At 60.6% G+C, this 15014-nt stretch carries 18 protein-coding genes; 6 read left to right on the top strand and 12 right to left on the bottom strand.

What is annotated here, in order from left to right:
- Positions 1–57: 57 nt before the first annotated feature.
- The 5 genes from KP010_RS02465 to KP010_RS02445 all read right to left on the bottom strand — a co-directional run bounded on the left by KP010_RS02465 (position 58) and on the right by KP010_RS02445 (position 2746).
- On the bottom strand, positions 58–264 hold the full coding sequence (locus tag KP010_RS02465) for an AlpA family transcriptional regulator (RefSeq protein ID WP_216280386.1): 207 nt from the start codon (positions 262–264) through the stop codon (positions 58–60).
- Positions 265–432: 168 nt separating this feature from the next.
- On the bottom strand, positions 433–873 hold the full coding sequence (locus KP010_RS02460; RefSeq protein WP_216280385.1) for a helix-turn-helix domain-containing protein: 441 nt from the start codon (positions 871–873) through the stop codon (positions 433–435).
- Complete coding sequence (locus tag KP010_RS02455) at positions 870–1496, bottom strand: hypothetical protein (RefSeq protein ID WP_216280384.1); 627 nt, start codon at positions 1494–1496, stop codon at positions 870–872. Before KP010_RS02455 ends, KP010_RS02460 begins: the two co-directional genes overlap by 4 nt.
- 416 nt (positions 1497–1912) lie before the next feature.
- Positions 1913–2173, bottom strand: a complete 261-nt coding sequence (locus KP010_RS02450; protein WP_216280383.1) for a hypothetical protein — start codon at positions 2171–2173, stop codon at positions 1913–1915.
- A gap of 9 nt (positions 2174–2182) precedes the next feature.
- Complete coding sequence (locus KP010_RS02445; RefSeq protein WP_216280382.1) at positions 2183–2746, bottom strand: S24 family peptidase; 564 nt, start codon at positions 2744–2746, stop codon at positions 2183–2185.
- Positions 2747–2787: 41 nt separating this feature from the next.
- Between KP010_RS02445 and KP010_RS02440 the strand changes: the two genes are divergently transcribed.
- Genes KP010_RS02440 through KP010_RS02415 form a run of 6 tightly spaced genes read left to right on the top strand, consistent with a single transcriptional unit; the run spans position 2788 to position 5990 of the window.
- Complete coding sequence (locus tag KP010_RS02440; protein WP_216280381.1) at positions 2788–3033, top strand: helix-turn-helix transcriptional regulator; 246 nt, start codon at positions 2788–2790, stop codon at positions 3031–3033.
- Positions 3020–3349 (top strand): helix-turn-helix domain-containing protein, encoded by a 330-nt coding sequence (locus tag KP010_RS23190; RefSeq protein ID WP_216280380.1) that lies wholly within the window; start codon positions 3020–3022, stop codon positions 3347–3349. Before KP010_RS02440 ends, KP010_RS23190 begins: the two co-directional genes overlap by 14 nt.
- Positions 3350–3407: 58 nt before the next feature.
- Positions 3408–3905, top strand: a complete 498-nt coding sequence (locus KP010_RS02430) for a type II toxin-antitoxin system HicB family antitoxin (protein WP_216280379.1) — start codon at positions 3408–3410, stop codon at positions 3903–3905.
- Between the two features lie 31 nt (positions 3906–3936).
- On the top strand, positions 3937–4221 hold the full coding sequence (locus KP010_RS02425; RefSeq protein ID WP_216280378.1) for a type II toxin-antitoxin system RelE/ParE family toxin: 285 nt from the start codon (positions 3937–3939) through the stop codon (positions 4219–4221).
- Positions 4211–4525 carry a HigA family addiction module antitoxin gene (locus tag KP010_RS02420; protein ID WP_216280377.1) on the top strand — a complete coding sequence of 105 codons (315 nt, stop codon included), beginning with the start codon at positions 4211–4213 and terminating at the stop codon, positions 4523–4525. Before KP010_RS02425 ends, KP010_RS02420 begins: the two co-directional genes overlap by 11 nt.
- Positions 4515–5990 carry a hypothetical protein gene (locus tag KP010_RS02415; RefSeq protein WP_216280376.1) on the top strand — a complete coding sequence of 492 codons (1476 nt, stop codon included), beginning with the start codon at positions 4515–4517 and terminating at the stop codon, positions 5988–5990. Before KP010_RS02420 ends, KP010_RS02415 begins: the two co-directional genes overlap by 11 nt.
- Positions 5991–6485: 495 nt before the next feature.
- Here the strand turns inward: KP010_RS02415 and KP010_RS02410 are convergent, their stop codons facing one another.
- The 7 genes from KP010_RS02410 to KP010_RS02380 form a co-directional block, all read right to left on the bottom strand.
- Positions 6486–6887 (bottom strand): hypothetical protein, encoded by a 402-nt coding sequence (locus KP010_RS02410; RefSeq protein WP_216280375.1) that lies wholly within the window; start codon positions 6885–6887, stop codon positions 6486–6488.
- 11 nt (positions 6888–6898) lie between these two features.
- Positions 6899–7930 carry a phage late control D family protein gene (locus tag KP010_RS02405; protein WP_216280374.1) on the bottom strand — a complete coding sequence of 344 codons (1032 nt, stop codon included), beginning with the start codon at positions 7928–7930 and terminating at the stop codon, positions 6899–6901.
- Between the two features lie 5 nt (positions 7931–7935).
- A complete protein-coding gene (locus KP010_RS02400; RefSeq protein ID WP_216280373.1) occupies positions 7936–9990 on the bottom strand; it encodes a phage tail tape measure protein in 2055 nt (684 codons plus the stop codon).
- Positions 9991–10005: 15 nt separating this feature from the next.
- Complete coding sequence (locus KP010_RS02395) at positions 10006–10635, bottom strand: hypothetical protein (protein WP_216280372.1); 630 nt, start codon at positions 10633–10635, stop codon at positions 10006–10008.
- A 415-nt stretch (positions 10636–11050) separates the two neighbouring features.
- The gene (locus KP010_RS02390; protein ID WP_216280371.1) at positions 11051–12109 is read right to left on the bottom strand and encodes a hypothetical protein; all 1059 of its coding nucleotides are present in this window, start codon (positions 12107–12109) and stop codon (positions 11051–11053) included.
- A gap of 868 nt (positions 12110–12977) precedes the next feature.
- A complete protein-coding gene (locus KP010_RS02385) occupies positions 12978–13298 on the bottom strand; it encodes a hypothetical protein (RefSeq protein WP_216280370.1) in 321 nt (106 codons plus the stop codon).
- Positions 13299–13526: 228 nt separating this feature from the next.
- Positions 13527–14816 (bottom strand): site-specific integrase, encoded by a 1290-nt coding sequence (locus KP010_RS02380; protein ID WP_216280369.1) that lies wholly within the window; start codon positions 14814–14816, stop codon positions 13527–13529.
- Positions 14817–15014 lie beyond the last annotated feature (198 nt).

Raw genomic sequence — 15014 nt, 5'->3', positions numbered from 1 at the left:
CGGGAAAATCGATGCGTTGCGCTTGGAGAACAGGCCGCAGCAGTGACATGTCGCGTCTCACGCCGTATGGGTTCGCTCGCTCGAAGAGATGTAATCTTCGAGATCGCTCTGCCGATAGCGAACGGCGCGCGAGAGCTTGATGAACTTCGGTCCTTTGCCTTGAACGCGCCATTGCTGGAGGGTCCGAACGGCGAGGTTGAGATATTCGGCAGCCTGCTGCTCGGTGAGCAACGGACGACTTTTCGGTTTCGTGGGCGTATTCATTGCCGCGGCCTCTTCTCGGTTCTCCGGAAGGACTATTCAATGGCACACAGCTACTTGTTTTCTCAAACGGATACTTGCTGCGAATTCCGAAGGGCGAAATCGATCGTTTCCGACGAAATCCGATTTGGATGTCAGGTGTCCCATCCGACCCGCCAAGCGGCCCTTTTCTCATCGCCGCGGCAGCTCATAGACCCCGTCACGCCGAACCAATTCGATTGCTCCGATGCACGGCCCTCGCCCAGCGACCAAGGCAACCGCGCGCCTGGCAATATCGGCCAGCGCATAGCGCCGAGCGAGACCTCGAACGCCGGCGACGAGCGTCGGACCGAGCGTCTGCGACAAGGTCGGCGGCAAGCGGAGCGTCGCCGTGCTGGCGACGGGCGCCGGGACGCCCGCCGGCGGCGCAGCGGCGAGGCGATAGCCATTTCCGCGCTTGGCTTCGACCGAGACGCCCTTTCGACGGAGGCGCGCCACTGCGCTGGACAGCGATGCGACCTTGCCCTGATCGCCGTAGACGGCCTCAGCGAGCTTCCGCCGAGAGACGAAACGGTTGCGTGCGCGGCGCAGGCGGGCGACGATCCTCGTCTCGATCGGCGACAGCGCCATCATGACCTGACCTCGCGCAGCTCAGAGACATGAAGCGGCTCCAGCACAGCGAGAGCGCGATTTATCGCGAGAAAGGCCTTGGACTCTCCGCTGTCGCCCATCGAGATCCTGTCCGCGTCCAACGTCGAAGCGACCGTGCGGAGCAAGATGAGGCTGCCTCCGGCGCTCATCGGCGTCATATCGAGGATTTCGTCCTCGAGACCTCTGAGAGCCCTTGCTTCCCGTATGACTTCGGCCTGTGCGGCTGTCAGGCCATACTGCCGATCTCGCGCATCGAAAATTTCGGACCGTTCGACGAGCATTCGTCGCAGTTCCACGACCTTTGGATGATCCGAAAAAAGCGACGTTTGAGCATCGAATGCGGCGAGATCGACGAACGTCTTACCGCCCCACTCGACAGGCGCCGCAGCCGCAGAGATCGCGGGATCCGAATAATAGAGTTCCTCGACGCGATCGAGGTTCTCGCAAGCCGCATCGTAGCGAGCCTGAACGACGTGCAATTTCTCGAGCGCCGCGAAAATGGATTCGTCGATCTGCAGGCTCTCCGCGGCCACGACGCTGGTCGCGAACGGAGCCGCGCCAAGGCCTCCAACGACCGCGCGGCGGGTGGGATTGTTTCTCGACATGTTCGAGGTCCTTTGCGCGTCAGATTGCGACGGGAGGAGCGGGGACGACCGTTTGCACGAAGCGTTCGAGAACTTCGCCCTCGTTGGCGAGATCGGAGATATAAGCGAGAGCCGCCAGCAGGCCGGCCACCGTGGGGGCGCGGTCGAGACGAGCGCGTCCATCGCCTCGACCTCGCGGTCATCCGCCTGGTCATAGATTTCGTGGTCGAGCGGCGTGACGACGCGGCCTTCTTGTCTCGCCGCCACATGGTCAATGAGAGGGCAGACGTCTTCGAACGCGGCGCGCGCCAGCCGATAATGCGCGATAGCGGCATAGATCGGATCGATCCTGCACGGAGCCGCGTCGACGACCGCCGGCAGCCCTGCGAAGGGCATAGCTGCGAGGCCGGCAAGGACGGCGCGGCGAGAAGCTTCAGTCATTGGCATTGTCCTCCGCAAGAGCGTCGAGCCGAAATGCGCGAGACGATGATTTCTTTACGTTCCGCCGCCTCGAGCAAATCACCGACGTTACCGATGAGCGCGCGATAGACGCTGGTCGTAGCGGAGGCTTTGATTTGTTCACTTGCGCAGGATTCCTTGATCGCGAAGATGGCGTCCACCAAGCCGCAAACGCTATAGAGCGCGTCGATCAGTTCAGATTGCTCGTGAAATAGCGTTCGGCGCGAAGGGTTTGTCATGGCGGCCCCTCACGCTGTTTTCGACTTACGTCGCCGAGCGGCGGAGCTCGCGAGGGCGCCGACGCATTTATGCAAGGCGAGCAGATGGTCGACCCGAAAGGTCACGCTGCGGGGCGGGTTCAACTGCTCGGCGAGGACGGCGAAAACGACATCGCTTTCAGGGGACATCTCGCACGGAATGGACAGGCCCGAAGGCGGCCCCATGACGAGCCTCTTGACCATCGCCTGCGGACAGCCGGGAGGAACGATCTCCGGCCGGGCGATCAAGATCACGAAGTCGCCGGGGGCGATCGGCGCGCGCTTATCGAAGACGAGCGTCTGGCCATCATGAAATTCGGGCTCGATGCAGCTCCCTTCGAGGATCATCCCGTATCTGTCCGGGAAGCTTTCGGGGTCGAGCTCGAGGGAGAGACCAGGCGCGACGCCAGGAGTGTGGCAGGCCGCCAGTTCGCGGCGGCGGTCGACAGGCAAGCCGGGGGCGGCTGCCGGAACGAGAGTGTTCGGCATTTGGAAAACCTCGCTTGATTTTTTCTCAAGTGAAATTGAATTAACCTCAATTGCATGTTTGGTCAAGCGCACTTGATAAAATTTCAATCCGACAGCATAAAAGGCGCATGATCACGCCTCAACAGATCCGCGGTGCCCGGGCCATGCTGGGCATGACACAGGCGAGCCTCGCCGAGGCCGCTGGCATTTCGACTACGGCAGTGAATAATATCGAAAGGGGAGCGGCCGACCCGAAGACCTCGACGTTGGTGGCGATCCAGCGTGCCCTCGAAGCCGCCGGCGTCGAATTCATTCCGGAAAACGGCGGCGGCGCCGGGGTAAGATTGAGGAACAAGCGCCATGACGCCACATGAGCCAGACGAAGGAATCACTCTCATTTCGGCCAAGGAAGCCGCCGATCGCCTCAACATCTCGACAAAGACATTGCGCGCGCATGTGCGAGACGGCGCTCTTCCTTGTGTATTGGTCGGGCGTGGCGAAAAGCGTAAGCATTACGCCTTCGATCCTGCCGACGTAGACGCTTTCATCCGAGCGCATAAGCATTTCGAAGCGCCAAAGGTGATCCCTACATCACGACGCCGCTCAAAGCTGCCGAAATATTCAATCCCATCTCTCGACGACGTCCGGGCGGAGTTGGAACGTCGAAAAGCGAACAAGAAGAAGACATGATCGGAATCTGCACTTATGCGCGAGTGAAGATAAAGGCGACTGTGAGAGGAGATCGACAGTGAGCTACGCGATCGCCGTCATTCATGAGGAACAGGGCGTCTACGGGATTTCCTTTCCCGATTTTCCAGGGTGCGTCAGCACGGGGTGTTCGCTCGAGGAGGCTATGACCAAGGGCGGTCAAGCTCTGGCCCTTCATGTGTCAGGCATGGTCGACGACTGCGAGCCGCTCCCGCAGCTGCGCGGGTTCGCGGAGCTGCGCGCCGATCCGGAGCTCGCCGGCTGGTTCACGGAGGCGATAGTCGCCGCCGTCTTCGTCGACCTCCCGCGGCGCGCTGTGAAGGTGAATGTCTCGATCGACGAGGGCTTGCTCGAGCAGGTCGACCGCGCGGCCGAAACCACCGGGCTTTCCCGTTCCGCCTATTTCGTCGAGGCAGCGAAAATCGTCTCGGCGCTCCAGGCAAGGGGTATGAGCTTTTTCGACAAGAAGGAAGAAGGCGCGTCCGTGCGGAAGAGAGTCTCCGCACCGGACGATACGAAGGCGGCGCCGCGCGATTGACGGCTGCGATGTAAGGGCATACCTTACAAGAATGATCCGATCCTTTCGCAGCAAAGCCCTCGAAAAATATTGGGAGCGCGGCGAGGCGAAGGGGATCAAGCCCGAATGGCGGGACAAGACGCGCATCATTCTCTCCCGTCTCGACGCTGTGGCCGGTCCCGAGCAGATGCGTCTGCCTGGCTTAGGCTTTCACCCGCTCTCGGGAAACATGAGGGGGCGCTACGCCGTCAGCGTTTCGGGCAATTGGAGAATCACCTTCGCCTGGGACGGCGAGGACGCGATCGAAGTCGACCTGGAGGATTATCATGGTCGCTAGGACCCGCCGACATGAAGCGCTCGAGCCGGCGACGCCGGGCGAGCTCTTGCGCGCGATCGTCATTCCAGCGACCGGACTGTCGAAGACGGCCGTCGCCGAGGCGCTCGGCGTGTCGCGCCAGACGCTCTATGACGTGCTCTCCGGCAAGCAGGCCGTGACGCCGGCGCTCGCGCTGCGCCTCGGCAAACTCTTCGGCGACGGCCCTGAGCCCTGGCTGCGCATGCAGCAGGCGCATGACGTGTGGCGGCTGTCGCGGGAAATGAAAGACGAGCTGGCGGCGATCGAGCCGCTCGATGCGGCATGAGCCGCCGCAAAAGCCTCCCGGAAAGCTCTCTACGATGAGCACCCGCACGCTCGCCCCTTCGGAAGGCGGAACAACCGGCTTTCGCCGTCTGAAATTCGCGAACGCGATCGACCCGCGCCGTTTGAGGGCGATTCTCGATGGGGCCGGAGAAGATATTCCCGCTTCCGGTTTATCCGAGGATCAGATCACCGGACTCAACGCTTTGAACGACGATCTCGGCCGAACCATTTTCCTTCTCCAGGCACCTGAACAACACCCCAGCGAGGACATCTGTTTCATTCTCGGTCTCGACAAGAAGGAGCCCCGCGCAAGAATTCGAGCAATCGTTTCGCGCGCCTTTTGGATCGCAGACAGCTATGCCGCAGCCTATGCGCGGGAACTCGATGACGCTGTTCGGGCCCGCGAGGAAGCCGAGCTGCTCGAACACTTCTTCTCGATGTGGGCCGGGAACACGGATTCTGTCTTCGATAAGGGCCATCGATACCGCGGCGGTTTCAATACCGATAGCCGTATCTCGAATGCCGTAGAGCGCTGGAGTCGGCTCTATGATCGCTCAGCTGACGAAGTCGTGGAACAGGAGAACGAAATCGCCAGAGGCATGGCCGCGCTCGATGGCCTTTGCAAGGACCTCAAACGAGCCGCCGATCAACGGGCGCCTGGCGTCGGGCCGACGGAGCACAATGCACAGTTTTTCTTTTTGATCCGTCTCGCCGAAGTTTTCACGATATGGAGTGGCCTTGCTCCATCTTTCTCCTACGACCAGGGGAAGAAGTACCGCAAGCGAGGAAAGTCATGGCACACGTTCGTGACCGCTGCTTTCCAGATCACAGGCCTCGGAAAAGAAGGACTCGGGAATCTTCATAGGCGGCTGGGAGGTAAAGGTCCGGGAGCAATAGCCTCTTACGCCAACGAAGAATATCGTTTCAAAATCCGAGAGGTAGCTAAAAAGCTAAATTTCAATTTCTTCGGTCGAGCCCAGGAGCACGAGAATAAAATCGAACTCATCGAGACATTACTCGATGCTACACAAATTTCTTCAGAGCCGCCAGAGGTGAATGACCTACGGGAGGCACTTTCCGCGATCGGCGCGAATATACAGCAAATGACCTTTCACATAGGACTTGATGATTTTGACCGACAGATTTTCCTCAAATGGTATGACGGACACTATCCTTTTTCAAACAATTCTATTGCGAGAGGAATCTCGTGCCTGCGCAAGACATTAGAAGACATGGGACTGAACGAGCTCGACCTCATAGAACTCCGAAAAAAAGCCGCTCGACCCTCGTCTGCCGAAGTCGAGTTGGCCAGACAGTTAGGATCACCGGATAGAGAACAGCAACCGCTCCTCGCCGAATGGTATTATTCGAAGGATCGAGGTAGACCCTTTTGCAGCGGCGATTTGCCGTCTTCCGGATGGCTGATCGATTACAAGCTTGCGCCGGAACCGGCGGACTATGATTGAGGTGGCAGCGGCAACAGCGCCAGGCGCGCCGATCGGTGAGGACTTTGGCCCAAGGTTAGACTGGCAAAAATTCGATGGTGATGTTTCCGAGCCGCTGACGTCAAGTTGATCCGGGAGAAAATTGCTATGCCGCTGTTGCCTCTTCGCCCATACTTCAGGACATATCGAGGGTCGAATGAGCAAAAGCGAAGGAAGTGCGACCTTTATAACCAAACAGCGCAACGCATCGCGGATTACGTCCATACGCAGATCGTTAATAACCAAAGCGAATTTCAGACATATATGTTCCGCATGATCTCAATAGAACTAGGAATTGACGAGAATATCATCCATGAAGCCATTTCTGATGGTGGCAATAACGGAATAACATTTCGCGTTACAGAAGAAGACCGCGTCGCACTCGCTTCCCATCTTAAGTCGCGCGACCAATAGGAGCCCGCGACGCGGCGCTATCTTGTCCGGCGCGTCCAGCTCTGAAGGGGCAGCGACGAACAGTCATCGCGCTCTGGTTGCCGCCGGCGCAGCATTCGCGAACGCGTCGGCGCCGCTATCTGACTTGCCGCCCTCGATAACTCGGAACCGCGGGCGCGCGCCGAGGATACGGCGCGCATGCTCGAGCGCGATCGGATTGTCCGCCATCGAGGAAACGATTCCGAAGACATGATCCGGGTCGAGGCGCCGCCGCCCAAAGACGAGGGAAACGAGCGTCCGGTTCACGAGCGTCAGGGCGTCGATATAGTGATGCAGGCCTTCGATCAATTCGAGATGGCCGCGCAACGCGGAGGCCGTCTCGTCGATCGCCGCCTGCGTCTTCGCGGCGAGGCCATCGATCGCTTCACGGTGATGCTCAAAAGTCAGGACGATGCGCTTCATGTCATCGTCGGTCGGATTCGACATTTCGACGCTCCCTATTTGCGATCATCATCTCCCACTTTCCCCTGCGGCTGCTCGACCTGGCAGGCGGTCGTCCATCCGCCGTGGCGGCTGTAGGTGTGCGTCACGCCCGTGATCCGATACACACCATCGATCCCCGGCCGGGCGCCGGACAGCGTCAACAACGTCTGCGGCTGCGCCGCCGGCTCGCCGTCGATCGTGACCGATCCGCCACCCTTGTCGCGTTTCGCTTCTTCAGAGTTCGAGGACGCCCTTTGCTGCGCTATATTGCTGTCCGCCGCTCTGCGCCGGTCGATCAGATCGACCTGAGCGCCATTGTCGCCGATCGCAACCTTCTTCGTGAGGTGCTTCGCCTTCTTGGGGTCGTAATAGCCGACGACCGACTGCGAATAGCGCGGGCGATTGCGGACCGGCGACAGACTCCAATCGATCAGATTCTCGCCATAAGTCGCAGTCACGCCGGAGAGCGCCTTGCCGCTCGTCGAGCTGCCCGAATTACGCGACACGAAGACCGCCTTTGCGCCGAAGACTTTGAACGTGGCGCCGAGCTCGCGCGCCATGCGCTCGCCCCAGGCGAGGAAGCTCTCGTTCGATATAAGCCAGTAGCTGCGCCGGATATTGGCGAGCGCGCTGTCGACCTTCGCCTCCAGCCCCGCCTTCTTGGCCCATGATGTCGCGACCTCGCCGAAAGTGGCGTCATCCCTGTGCGCCAGGAGCTTCTGTTTGGGCAAACCTTTGAAGTCGACAGATCTCGCGGTGATCGAAAGCGTGATCCCAGCGCTGCGAGACCCATGAGATTCGATCTCGTCGACCTTTCCATCGAACGAGATCGCCTTACCGCCACTACTCCAGGCCAATGTCACCGATATGTCCGCGCCCTCGCGCGGCAATCTGAGCGACCCATGCGCGTCGTCGAGCTCGATAGAGAGGGAATCGCTCTCCCCGCCATCGCTGAGCGAGATCGACAGGGAAATGAGAAAGGGAGCGAAATTGTTCGTGACTGCATTACCGTCGACGATGATCGTATAGTTCGTCATCTCGGTCATCTCAATCACTCTCCTTGAACTCCGCTGGCGGTGAAACTGCCGCGTCGAATACTGCCGAGGCTGGGGAGCGTCGCGCCTCTCACGCCGCGCGCGGCGCTGTGGCCGGCAGCCTCGACTGAATTGATGACCGATAGCAACTCGCGCCATTTCGCAATCGCGGCGTCGGCCGATGTCGTCGAGACGATCGGCGACACGGTCGTATCGAGCGCCTTGAATGCCTCGAGCGTCTCCTCGGCCTTCCCCTTCGCGAAGACGACGCTCTTCGTGTCGACGCGCTCGCTTTTCTTCATCTCCGCTGCGGGCGAGACGAGCGCCTTGATCTGCTCGCTGGTGAGGCGGCCGAAGATATTCAGGAACTTCAACCAGCCGCCGGCCTGCATGGCGACGTCCGGCGCCTGGGAGGCTTTCTGAGCGGCAATGCCGAGCGCGTCGGCCGAAAATTTGATGAGCGCCTGGTTCGCCTCGCCGAAACGGAGCTGCAACGTCTCGGCCGAGGCTTCGAGCTTGTTGAGCGATCCGGACACGCCTTCCATGCGCTTATCGCCGATCTCCTTGGCGAAGCCCTCGTGAACGTCATTGATCGCTTTAACGATCTCGCGAAATCGGTCGAGATTTTCGGCGAGCGCGCCGACCTTGGCGCCATGCTCCGAGGTGAACATCGCATTGAGCTGCTGAAGCGCCGGATGCTTCTCGAGGATCGCGCCGAGCAGGCCTTCGACGTCGACGCTCTCGGTCATCATCTTCGCGAAGTCCCGCGCGAGCTTCGCGACCTTGGCGGCGTCCTGCGCCTTCACCTGCCCATTTTTCGTTTTCCCGAAAGACTGCAAGATGACGTCGGAGAGCGCCGGAATGAGCTTGTCATAGTTGCCGGTCATCTCCTCGTCGCCGAGGATATCATTGATCGCCGTCGTCTGCGAGGAGGAGAAGCCCTTGCCGAAGCGCCGCCGCAGCATGGATTCCAGCGAGCCGGTGCGCGCGCCGGCTGGCATGGTGGTGAAAGCGTTGTAGTTCACGCCCATGGCCGAGAGCGCGTCGAGCCCCTTGGCCGTCGGCGAAACGAGTTTCGAAGCGATGGCGCGCGCCGCGACGCCAGCTTCGGATCCATGATAGCCGGAGCGCGACAGCGCGGCGGTGATGCCCCACAGCGTTTCATTGCGGAAGCCGGCCGCATGGCCTGCGGCGGCGCCGAACTTCGCCGCTTCCTGAATATCGGCGTCCTCGAGACCGCCGAGCTTTGCCGCCTTCACCGCGATATCGATCTGCCGGCGCATCGTCTTCGCCGCCTCGACCGCATTCTCGACGTGCTGATTCGTGCTGAAGATGATCGTCTCGAGCGTTTTCGCCGCCGATGAAAGGTCGGTATTCATGGCGCGCGCATAATTCGTCAACTCTTCGGTGAAAGGCTCGACGAATGCCTTCTTCACGCCGCGGCCGGCGAGCACCTGTTGCGCTTTCATGATATCCGTGGGCCGCAGGCCCGTCGTCGGCCCGAGACGATAGGCCTGCGCCGCGCGGCTCGCCATTTCCTGGGGACTGAGGTCCGCCATGGCGCCCTGATAGCGCAGCGTCGCATCGGCTTCGCGATACTTCCGAACGATGTCCTTCGCCTCTTCCGCCGAGACATAGCCCGCGGCGATCCCCGCCGCAGTCTTCAACCCGCCGCCGATCACGGCCGGCAGGCCTCCGCCGCCAGCGGCCCCGAGCTGGCGAGCATAAGCGGTTTGCTCGGCTTTCACCTTGCGGAGAGCCGAGACCGTTTGCGTCTCCCAGCGACGCACGTCCGCCGCCTGCGCCTTGGTCCATTTCGACGAGTCGGCCGCGATCGCCGCGGCCTTGGCGTAATCCTTCCAGGACGCCGCGACCGCCTCTATGTCTTTGGCGGAGAGCCTCAGCCGCGACAGCGATTTGACGAAACGATCCGTCGTTCCCGTATCGGCCATGCCAGCCGCGACTTTCTTGGCGGCCTGCTCGGCGTCTTTGAGCGCCTGAGAGACCGTTCGCGCGGGTTTCGAAACATTGTCGATCGCCCGAATGTCGATTGTCGCGGAGAGATTGGGCATATGACGTCTCTTTCCTTACTCGGACAGCTTTCTGCCGCCGATCATCATGGTCAATATCCCGCTCATTTCCGAGGGAAGCTCTTTGTTCACAATTCGGTTGAAGGCTCTGAGCGATTCTCCGCGAACCATCTCTTCCGGAATGAAAACGCCGCTCTTCTGCTTTTTGATCTGGCCGCCCCACGAGCCTTTCCATTTCGGCTTTCCATTCATCGAAATGTTTTTGCCTCCGGAGATGCGCGTATAGACTTGGCCGTTGAGCTTCGGAGACGGCTGCCGGTTCGGCTTGCGACCGCTCTTTATGAACGCCCCCGCAAAATGCGTTCGAACGCCGCGCGGAAATGCGGTGACGCCGTCTCCATCCTCCCGCGCTCCGAAATATTTGAGGTTGATATCGCCACCGCGCGCCACGATCTGGTAAGCGAGACCGTTCTCGCCCGCCGGAGAGTCGTGCAGCGCGCGCGGGATGGTCGATCCTTTCAACCCCGTCTGTATTTTGAGAGGCTCGATCAACGCATCATGCACATGCCCGCCGACCTTGTTGATCGCTCCGGCGATATTGGTCCGGATTTTACCCTGCCCAGCCTCGTCGAGGCCGGAGATCAGCGTCTGCAATGCAGAAGCATCATATGTGACCAGCAGGCGCATCGCGTTTACTCCACGATCTTAGCGGCGAGTGCGTGACGTCGTTCGACGGATCGACTGTAAATGGCCACCGCGACTTCCATGACCGAAGGACTAACCCCCTAGGCCCCGGAGGATGTCTTCCCGTGGTTGGATAGGTGACAATACCCGCATATCTCGCCTAGCGAATTCTGACTCGATGTCGGCGCCGGAAAACTGGCGGCGATTGAAGATGCGGCCGCGCTCTCCTTGACCGGATGGAAATAATCTTCGGGGCCGGAGAAGAGCTTACCGTTATTGGACGGGCCGCAACGCCCGCAAGGTCTCCCCTGAAGAATTCATTCGACGACGAGGGATCAAGCGATCGTCAGCTCGATCTCTCCCGAGAAAAGCGCTTGCCGACCCTGCAGCGACCGGTCACCAGAGCGGTCGAGCAGCATCAAGTCGCGTCGCCGCCGCTGAGACCGCCCAACGCCGCGACCACCGCAGCCGGGACCATCTCTCCGCGTGAGGGATGCAACGGGTCCCTACTCGTCGCAGTCGAAGCCGATGGACTGTGGATGCGGAAGGGTCGCGCGATCGGAGCCGACGGCTCACTCGTTGCTTTGTCCGTGATCGGTCGCAACTCGATCTGCGTGCGACGATCGACCGCGGACTCGAATTCGAGATCGTCTTCCTTGCAAAGGATCTCGAGCACTCGATAGGGAGAAACGCCCCGCTCTCCATTCCATTCAGTGAATTTGCTCCCTGGAAGCCGTGGGAGAGCCAGGCGCTCGGCTAAGGGCGGCTGGTATCCCAATTTCTGCTCGGGAATGAACTCGACCTTTTCGAACGGCCGGAGTTCGACAGCCATATCGCCCCGCATGTGCTGTGTTTGACGCAACCAACCGAGCCCTTCGCCGCGATCGACGACCTCCATCTGCAATGCTTCCGATAAAGGTTGTCCCGACCACGGATAGCACCAAAGAGAAATTTGCTCCCGCTTCAGTTCCTGACGCGGCCGACTCCCCTGCCTGCGCATGCTTTCTTCGACCACGATCAATTGTTCGCTGACCGGCACGCGGCGATTATATCGATCGACGGCGACGTCGGCCTCCGCGACTTTTACGAGGATATCGAGAATCGCCCGGGCATGGCTGGAATATTCGGTTTCGAGCAAATGTCGCGCGACCGAATTCAGCTTCAGCGCCTTTTCACGAAGCTCGGCGATCTCCGCTTTCTCGGTGGCTTCGCGGACTCGCGCAACACGTTCGGCGAGCGCCGTCTCCATCGCGTCCAATCGTTCGCGCCGGCGATCGATGGTCGTCAGCTCTACGTCGACCTTCGCGCATTCCTTTTCATTGCCGGCGAGAAGCAGATCGTGGCGCTTCTTACAGATCGCGTCGCGTTCGCCCGACGCGAGCGATTTGTGCGAAGCGAGGGCGTTCAACGCCGCTTCGAGCTCCGCGACCGTCGCCTCTTTGGAAAAGATGGCCTTATGAATCGTCTCGAGTTCCATCGCTGTGACCTCTCGCTCGTTTGATACCGAATTCGTCGACTATGACGTTTGCGCCCGTTCTCTGCGCCTCATCCTGCCCTTTGAAATCGTGCGAGCACGGTTTCGAGCAATGCATCCGCCGCTCGCTGGCTTTCTATCGAGCGAGCGCTCTGCGCCGCGAGCTCGGCGCTCGAAGGCTTTTGCGCCAAGCGAGAGGCGATCCGCGTTTCGAGCTTGCCTATCGCTTCCAAGCGCGTGTCGAGTTCCGCGATCGTCTCGCTGATCGACGCCTGCGCTCGCTCCGCGCCAGTGCATCGGTTTTCATGGAGCTTCGCGCTCCACCTGTCGCGCTCGCCGCGCGCTATCGCCTTATGGAAAGCGAGCGATTGCGACGCCGTTTCGAGCTCCGCGACCGTCGCCTCTTTGGAAAAGATGGCCTCATAAATCGTCTCGAACTCCACCGCAGTGCCCCCTCGCTCGTTTGAAATCGAATTCGTCGACTGGGGCGTTCGCGTCCCTTCCTCTCGACCCGTCCCGCTTATTGCATTCACGCGAGCGTGACCTGAAGCAATGCGCCCTGCGCTCGCCGGCTTTTCCGTCGCGAGAGCGTTCCGCGCCGCGAGCTCGGCGCTCGAAGGCTTCTGCGCCAAGCGAGAGGCGAGTACCGCTTCGAGCTTGTTGATCTCTTCCAGACTCTTTCTGTGTTTCGCGACGGTCCCGGCATCTCGACCGGCTCCATACTTTGAGAACGACTTGATCGATAATTCTGTCATTGCTCTATGGTCACGGAGCCATCTCGACGCCGCCTCGAGGTCGACCATAGACGCGCGTTGCGAATTGGCGATCTGGACAATTTCTGCGATTTCCATCGCCGGTCTCCTTCAGAAAGCTAAAAGTCGCGGCTATCCGGAGGCTCCGGCTTCAGATTGCCGCTACCGTCGGCGCTCCCTGTGATCAGCCCTTTCCGCTGCCCACATCGGGCGACCTCGTCGTCGATCTGTCGGAGGATCGTCGCGTCGAAATCGCCGGCGGCGGACTGAAAGTCGCCCTCTCGGCCAGCGCCGAGCTCCGCGACGAATGCGGTCGACGGTTGCGAAATTTCGGCGACCGCGGCGCCGACCTTCTGAAGCTCGCCGTCTCGACTCGCGACGAAGGCCGGCTCTCGCCGAGCGCTGGCGGCGATCCTCGCAGCAATTTCTGGAATCTTCATGCTTTGGTCCACTTCCAATATCGGCTCGTGTCGCCGCTATGTCTCTTTGTATATGCGATTTTGGAAGCGGAGAGTGGTGTCAGGCGGTCGAATATTCTCTGCGTTTTTATCTCGTTCGACGGAATGGATTTCGAAAAAATGCTGTGGCGACGTCAGGGCGTCGCATAGCCCCGCCGGCGCAGCGATTGCAGAGTTGAAGGTAGACCTGCGAGCTTAGTCGCCTCGATGTCAGTCGGCTCGCTGCCTTCGCTTTTTTTTCAACGGAATGACCTTTGCCTCTGTCCCCGCGAGGCTCGCCGCGATGCGCGCGCCGACGTGATCGGAAAGCTCGCGAACCGGTTCAGCGTCGAAATTGACGTATTTGTTCGTCATTGCCGTCGATGCGTGGCGCAGCAGGTCACGCACGGCGAACGAGCTGACGCCGGTTCGCCCTGCGACTGTCCCGACCGTGTGGCGCAGATCGTGAAGCCGCACATCCTCGATGTCGGCGCGCTTCCGCAACCGCTGCCAAGCGTTTTCGACGACTTCCTTGCTGACCTGCCGCGAAGGGTCTGTCGTTCGAGGGAATACCCAAGGCGAGTCGTCGACGCGCGTTATTCCAGCCAGCAGCTCCAGAACATCCGTTCCGACCGGATGCGTCTTGCGGACCCCGCCTTTTCGACCCGGCAGTCGAAGCGTGCGCGCTTCGAGGTCGACATGCTCCCATTTCAGTTCGCAGATTTCAGAGAGTCTCGCTCCCGTGAAGAGAAGCGTGAGAATGATGTCGAGCGGCGCCCGCGCTATCAATGTGCGCCGATTCTCCGGCTTCGCCAGATGCCTGCTCTTTGGACTTCCGTCGTCTTCCCAGGGCAGCCCGACCGTCTCCGCTTCTCGGATCGCCGCGCCGAGCCGCTTGAGCTCGGCCGCCGAGAGAAATCGCTCCCGGTGATTTTCCTCGTAACGCTTGACGCCGCGGCATGGATTCGAGAGCTTCGGGCGCATGCCCCAGACTTCGGCATTGCCGAAGGCCTTCGACAGAAGCGCTATCAGGAGATTCGCCTGCCGCGGTGTCTCGCGCAGGGAAAGATGGAGCTTGGAGACGTCCTGAAGCGTCACGCTCTCGACCTTCAGCGACCCGAGCGCCGGCCGCGCGAATCGATTGAAATCGCGCTCCGTCAACTCCAGCATCCTGGGGCTGTTGTGTATTTTCACATGGTCGTCAATGTGCCGGTCGAGCAGCTCGTTGACCGTGGGAGCCGCGCGGAGCGCTGAACGATCCGCCATCGGATCGGCTCCGTCCGAAACGGCCACGAGAACCTTTCGCGCTTTAGCCCTCGCTTCGTCGACCGTGAGAACGCCGTGCCGGCCGAGCGTCATCCGTCGTGAGCGCCCTGCCCTGGTCCTGTATTGGACGACGTAAGCCTTCGCCCCCGCTTCTCCCACCCGCACGCCGAAGCCTTTCAATTCGCTGTCCCAAACGAATCGAGTAGCGCCGTCGGCCGGAAGCTCGTCGACAGATCGTTTCGTGAGTTTCGGCATATCAGGCGGCCCGCCGTGAAATGGCGACGAAGCGTGAACCCGAGTGTTTCCGCTCGAAAATGACGCCACGGCCATGCAGCCATGCGCGCAATCGATTGAGACGCATCCCGAGCCCGGCCGCGGTCTTCGGCCAACTGGGGCGGAGGCCATCGGAGACGAATGGCTGAAGCGTTTCGAACAGTTGCGACGGCGAGCCCC

The organism is Methylosinus sp. KRF6, from assembly GCF_018887255.1.
Taxonomy (GTDB): domain Bacteria; phylum Pseudomonadota; class Alphaproteobacteria; order Rhizobiales; family Beijerinckiaceae; genus Methylosinus; species Methylosinus sporium.
This window is presented reverse-complemented; position numbering and strand designations above follow the sequence as displayed.